The 2,387-nt window shown below is 73.0% G+C and carries 2 protein-coding genes; one reads left to right on the top strand and one right to left on the bottom strand.

The window, feature by feature from the left end; all coding sequences use genetic code 11:
- Positions 1 to 989, bottom strand: a 989-nt coding sequence (locus G3I19_RS36040; RefSeq protein ID WP_164267887.1) for an FAD-binding oxidoreductase, incomplete at its 3' end; no start/stop codon positions are given.
- A gap of 204 nt (positions 990 to 1,193) precedes the next feature.
- Between G3I19_RS36040 and G3I19_RS36035 the strand changes: the two genes are divergently transcribed.
- On the top strand, positions 1,194 to 2,387 hold a 1,194-nt coding region (locus G3I19_RS36035), incomplete at its 3' end, for an ATP-binding protein (protein ID WP_164267886.1).

The following is a 2,387-nucleotide window of genomic DNA, read 5'->3' as shown; positions in this document are numbered from 1 at the left end:
GGGAGCAGCCCGGCCGCGGCGTCGGCCGCGTCGCCCTCGTGGGCGTAGCCGAGGACGGCGAGCGCCCGGGCGCGGGGCGCGTCCACCAGCCGTACGGTCGCCTCGGTCAGCACGCCGAGCGTCCCCTCGCTGCCGCAGAAGGCGCGGGCCAGGTCGGGGCCGTTCTCGGGGAGCAGGGCGTCGATCGCGTAACCGGAGATCCGGCGCGGCAGACCGGCCGGGTAGCCGGTGCGCAGCAGCGCCAGGTGGGTGTCGACCAGCTCGCGCAGGCCGGGCGGTGCGCCTTCCCAGCCCTGGCCGATGCGGTGGGTGCCGCCCTGGTAGGCGGCCGTGGTCAGCCGGAGGACGTTGTCGGCCGTGGTGCCCCAGGCGACCGAGTGTGAGCCGCAGGAGTTGTTGCCGATCATCCCGCCGAGCGTGCAGCGGCCGTGCGTGGACGGGTCGGGGCCGAAGGTCAGGCCGTACGCGCCGGCCGCCGCCCGCAGGTCGTCGAGTACCACCCCGGGCTGGACCACGGCGGTCCCGGCCCCGGCGTCCAGCGAGACGATCGCGCGCATGTGCCGGGTGAAGTCGAGGACGACGCCGGTGCCGGTGGCCTGGCCCGCGATGGACGTACCGCCGCCGCGCGGCACCACGGGCACCCCGTGGGCGCGGCATGCGTCGAGTGCGGCCGCCACGTCGTCGGCGTCGCGCGGGGCGACGACACCGAGCGGGACGCGGCGGTAGTTGGAGGCGTCCATGGTCATCAGGGAGCGGGCGGTGACCCCGAATTCGACGTCTCCGCGCACCGACCGGCGCAGCGCGTGCTCCAGGTCGCCGCCGGCCCTGTCGCCCTTCCCGTCGCCGGCCCCATCGCTGAGCCTGCTGCCGGTCCCGCCGGTCCTGGCGCCGGCCTCGCTCCTGGCCGTGCCGTCGGCCGGACGGCCCCTCAGGCCGTCGCTCCGACCGTCCTGCTGACCGTGTGTCTGCCCGTCCTGGTGCTCGCCCATGGTTCCAGCATGCCCCTGTGCACAATGTGTTCCAGAGTCAACAATTTCCACACCAGCAACTTCCCAAACCGATCACCAACCCTCCTATAGTTGACAGGTGTTACGCAGGAATACTCGTATGCCTTTAGTCCACGCATGACCGTCATGACCGCTTTACTCCACTCTCACCCCTTCTGACCTATCCGTCCATGAGGACTCCGCCAGATGACAGAGCGCCCCCCGCTCCGCCCGACCGCGCTGGCTCTGCTGATCTCCGTGATCGCTTCGGGCCTGCTGTGCGTATGGGCGGTGGCCGCAGCCCCCGCCTCCATACGCACCCCACTCGCCTGGTGCTCGGCCGGGGCAGCCCTGCTGTTCAGTGCCGCTGTCGCCACCGCCGTCCACGCGGTGACCTACGCCACCAGAACGTCGCGGACCCTCCGTGCCCGGATCGATCAACTGAGCGGGGAGAACTCCCAGTTCGGCGCGCGTGCCGCCCGTCTCACCGCCGAGTACGAGACCAGGACCGCCCAGCTCACCGCCGCCCACGAGGCGAAGACCGCCGAGCTGACCGCGCAGCGTGAGGCCACCGCAGCCGGGCTCACCGCCGAGTACAACGCGAAGTCGGCCGAGCTGGCCGCCCGGATCAGCCGCGCCGAATCCGAGCGCTCCGCCGCCCTGTCGTCGGCCGCCAACGCCGCCGGCCGGATGCAGGCCCTGGCCACCGGCATGCTCGCCGACCTGCGCGAGATGGAGCACCGGCACACCGACGAGGACGTACTCGGCGACCTGCTGCACCTCGACCACCGCACCGCCCAGGCGGGCCGGCTGGCCGACTCCATCGCCGTCCTGGCAGGCGCCCGCTCCGGCCGCCGCTGGGCGAAGCCGATCGTCATGGAGTCGATCCTGCGCGGCGCGATGGGCCGGATCGCCGGATACCAGCGGGTACGCCTCCACTCGACCAGCGAGATCGCCATCGCCGGCCACGCGGCCGAGGGCATCATGCACGCGCTCGCCGAACTCCTGGACAACGCGGCGAACTTCTCACCGCCCACCGCCGAAGTCCATGTGTACGTCGAAGAGGTCCCGGCCGGCGTGATCGTCACCATCGAGGACAGCGGTCTGGTGATGGGCGACGTCCAGCTGCGCCGCGCCGAACGGGCCGTCACATCGGAGACCACCCAGCAGACCGACCTGGCCGGCCTGTCCGGGACCAGGCTCGGCCTCGCGGTCGTCGGGCGGCTGGCCCGCAAGCACGGTCTGACCGTGTCGTTCCGCCCATCGGCGCGCGGCGGCACCGGTGTCCTGGTGCTCCTGCCGCACGAGCTGATCACCCGCACTCCGCGGGCGGCCGCCCCGGCACCGACGGCGGTACCGGCCGCACCCGCGCAGCACACCCGGGCGGCCGCAGCCCCGCTG

Origin of the sequence: Streptomyces sp. SID10853 (assembly GCF_010548145.1) — a bacterium.
GTDB lineage: Bacteria > Actinomycetota > Actinomycetes > Streptomycetales > Streptomycetaceae > Streptomyces.
This window is presented reverse-complemented; position numbering and strand designations above follow the sequence as displayed.